A 3,812-nucleotide genomic window follows, 5' to 3' on the forward strand; every position below is an offset into this window, starting at 1 on the left:
GCTCATTTTACCCCTGGTTTTTGCGGCCATCCAACGAAAAACATCACTTATTTCTCCCTCCCTCGATCCCGACGATCCGACCAGTGCGGTATACGATGGAACTCCTGTACTTGAAAATGAAATCGCCTAGGCTTATTCCTCCTACTAGCATGCATACCAACGCTTTAATACGAATCCTGACGGTAGCGAGCTTCGTTGCGTTCCTGAGCAGCTGTCATTCAGCCTCGAACGAAACCGTGGCTACGGACCCGGCCCAGGATCCGGATATTCGCTACGAAGCCGTAAAAATTGCGGCCTCACGCCCTACCCGCGAGCTGAATTTGCCGGGAGAGCTGGAAAGTTACTACGAAACTGACCTGTATCCCCGCGTAAGCAGTTACGTGCGTTCGCTCCACGCGGATATTGGCGATAAAGTAAAAAAAGGACAGGTACTGGCGGAACTGGAAGCTCCAGAGCTAACGGCTAACTTAACTGAAGCCTATTCCAAAGTAAAAGCCGCCGAAGCCGTACACGAAGCCAGCAAAGCTACCTACCAGCGGGTACTACGGGCCAACCGAACGACGGGAGCCATCTCCCCCGTCGATCTGGATGCATCCCGTACCAAAGCAATTTCGGATAGTCTGGCCGTAGTAGCTGCCAATGCTCACTATACGTCCGTGCAGCAATTGGTTAGTTATCTTAAAATTACGGCTCCGTTCACGGGCGTGATTACGGATCGTCGTCTGTCTCCCGGAGCGTTCGTGGGTCCCGGTGGACAGAACAGTATTCCCATGTTGAAAATCCGGCAGCTGGACCGACTCAGGTTACGGGTAGCGGTTCCGGAAGCGTACCTCAACAATAACTACAAAGGCAATACGGTTCAGTTCAGCGTGCGAAGTTTTCCCAATCAGACCTTTACGGGAAAAATCAATCGGGTATCGAATACCGTACGCCCGGAAACCCGCTCGGAGCTGATTGAAATTGATATTCAGAATACTAACGAAAAGCTGAAACCGGGTATGTTCGCCTCGGCCCGGTTACCCGTTCATTCCACGGAAGGCAGCATGTACGTCCCCAAAACGGCCATTGTCAGTACCATGGATCGTACGTTTGTAATTAAAGTAGAAAACGGGAAAGCCGTTCACGTGACGGTACAGAAAGGCGATGAAGCCGTCGGGCAAACCCAGGTTTTTGGCGATCTTAAACCCGGCGATACGGTCCTGAAACGAGCCAGCGAAGAAATTGCGAATGGTACCAGTCTGAAGGTACAACTGGCCAGTAACTAGCCAGCACCGATTGTCCCATGCCTGAATAGTCCGGAAGGAGGCGTAGCCTAAGCTACGTCTCCTTCGTTTTTACGAAGCCTTCAAAAACTTAATGTATGATTATAATTAGATTTCGGTGGCCAACTTCTAAACATATCTGTGTGATTTCCGCTTTCGCCTTGAAAAGACTTCCTACTTTTGGGGTTTATTAAAGATTTTAGTTTTGGGAGTGCGATCAGTATTACAACAACTTCACTGGCTTAACCTCGATGTAGCGGCGGGGGCAGCCCTTTGTGCCGCCGCTGCCAGTCGGCTGCCGGACGGCAAGGGTGAGATTAATTATACAGCCATTGCAGTACTGACGCTTACGGTGTGGCTGATTTATACGGTAGATCGGCTGCTTGATATTCGCAAGAAACCCATTCCGGCGACGCCCCGTCATCAGTTTCACGCCCAGCATGCCGACCTGTTCTGGAAAGTAGCGGCAGGGGTGGCCGTACTGGCTGGAATCTTGACTTTGTTTCTTCCCTTTCCGCTGATCCGTTTCGGCCTTATTTTAAGTGTGGTGGTCGGTCTGTACCTGTTCATGGTCAACAAACTGGCTCCGAAAAGTAAAATGTATCTGCTGAAGGAACCCATCACGGCCTGCGTCTACGCAGCTGGAGTTTGGGGCGTGGCGTTTACGCAACAGCGACTCATCCCCTGGCAGGATCAGGCTATGGCGGTGATGTTCGCTCTGATTGCTTTTCAGAATCTGATCTTGTTTTCCTGGATGGAGACGCAGTCGGGAAAACTTTACGCCTCCAATTTAGCCAGTCTACTCCGCGACGGAATTCCGGATTTACTGATGTACCTGATTATTGGAGGCATTACGGTACTTTTTCTGTCCATCAGTTTTACGGAAGTACTTCCTTACCAGCGTCGGTTTGCCTTTACCGAACTATTCATGAGTTTGGTACTCATTGAAATTCGCCGCGATTATCCGTTTTATCTCACCAATGAACGCTATCGCTGGATCGGCGATGGGATTTTCCTACTTCCGTTCTGGTTGTTGTAAGAGGTTTGGTTTAGGAGTTTGAAAGAGGTTTAACAAGGTTTGAAGGTATAATTGGGTGGTTGGCCCCGCATTGCATACGGGGTTCTTGGTATTGAATCACTGGTGCAAGTTTCCAAACTTGTACCCACCATGGGGCAGTTTCCAACTGCCTTGATAAGCATTTCCTCGCGAATCGTTTCCCCGCATTGCATACGGGGCTAATGATATTGAACCCCTCCGGGGTTAACGAGTCCCCACTCAGTAGGCTCACTGGTGCAAGTTTCCAAACTTGTACCCCTTATGGGGCAGTTTCCAACTGCCTTTGTAATCATCCCCCTGATAGCCTTTTTCTCCCATCGCATTCAGTTCTATCCAGGAGCAACCCCGAAGGGGTTCAATAAAAATAGCCAGGGGTGAAACCCCTGGCCTACCAGTAAATCTAGACGGAACCAAAACTGTCATCGGATTTATTCATCCCCCAATCCTCGCCAAACCCTTTCAAACAGCCGCAACAGTATCGAATTAGAGAACAGTAATTCATACCTTCAAACGTTTCCAACTACCTTCAAACCCACCTTAATGCCGGATTTCCTTGGAAGGCTTTCGCTCCTCTGGAATCGCTCCGGTAATGGTTAGTTTCACGGTATCGATTCGGGCATCTTTCATTTCCATGATCTGGAACTGGAACGGGTACAAAATCACTACCTCGTTTGTCTGGGGCAAGTCTTCGTTTATTGTAATGATCAGGCCACCCAACGTATCATAATCGCCCTCGGGAAAATTCCAGCCGTACTTATCATTGAGGTAATCGATTTCGTGACGGGCCGAAAGCAGGTACGTGCGATCATCGATTTTCTTCTCTACCCAATCTTCCGAGTCATCGTATTCGTCCTGAATATCACCGAAAATCTGCTCGATAATATCTTCCAGACTCACCAGCCCCGAAGTACCACCAAACTCGTCTACGACCAGAGCCACACTTTTGCGTTCCTGCGTAAACTTGATCATCAGATCCTGAGCCGACATCGCTTCCGGTACAATCAAAATCGGATTCAGTATACTTTCAATATCCTTGGGTTTCTTAAATAACGCCAGCCCGTGGCAGTATCCAACAACGTCTTCAATCGTTTCGCGGTACACCAGAATCTTCGAATGGCCGCTTTGTTGTAACATCTTTTTCAGGCCCTTCATGCCTTCTTCAATATCCACGGCTACGATTTCCGTACGGGGAATCATACAGTCCCGAACTTTCACCTGCCGGAACTCCAGAGCATTATTGAAGATTTTCGTATCTACATCGGCTACTTCTTCCTTTTTACCTTCGGGAACATTGATATTTTCCAGGTAATTAGATAAATCCGTTACGCCAAAGATGGGCTTCACTTCTGAGTAATTCAGTCGTAATACGTTGACAATAAACCACCGGGAAGCCGACACAATCGCGAATACCAGCGGGTACATGGCGTAATACACTAACCAGATGGGAATAGCCAGTACTTCCAGAAACACGTCCGGATTCAGCAAAAACAAAG

3 protein-coding genes are annotated in these 3,812 nt (G+C 48.8%); 2 read left to right on the forward strand and 1 reads right to left on the reverse strand.

The window, feature by feature from the left end:
* Window positions 1-149 precede the first annotated feature (149 nt).
* A complete protein-coding gene (locus tag ACOJTG_RS15545) occupies window positions 150-1,265 on the forward strand; it encodes an efflux RND transporter periplasmic adaptor subunit (protein WP_420154666.1) in 1,116 nt (371 codons plus the stop codon).
* Window positions 1,266-1,473: 208 nt separating this feature from the next.
* Window positions 1,474-2,301: a hypothetical protein gene (locus ACOJTG_RS15550; RefSeq protein ID WP_420154667.1), complete on the forward strand. Its 828-nt coding sequence runs from the start codon at window positions 1,474-1,476 to the stop codon at window positions 2,299-2,301.
* 555 nt (window positions 2,302-2,856) lie between these two features.
* Here the strand turns inward: ACOJTG_RS15550 and ACOJTG_RS15555 are convergent.
* A partial coding sequence (locus ACOJTG_RS15555; protein ID WP_420154668.1) for a hemolysin family protein occupies window positions 2,857-3,812 on the reverse strand: 956 nt, incomplete at its 5' end.

This window comes from Siphonobacter sp., assembly GCF_048595215.1.
Taxonomy (GTDB): domain Bacteria; phylum Bacteroidota; class Bacteroidia; order Cytophagales; family Spirosomataceae; genus Siphonobacter.

Bases quoted from the DNA above. Each gene is read 5' to 3' on its own strand.
- ACOJTG_RS15545 (WP_420154666.1), top strand. From the start codon at position 150: ATGCATACCAACGCTTTAATACGAATCCTGACGGTAGCGAGCTTCGTT.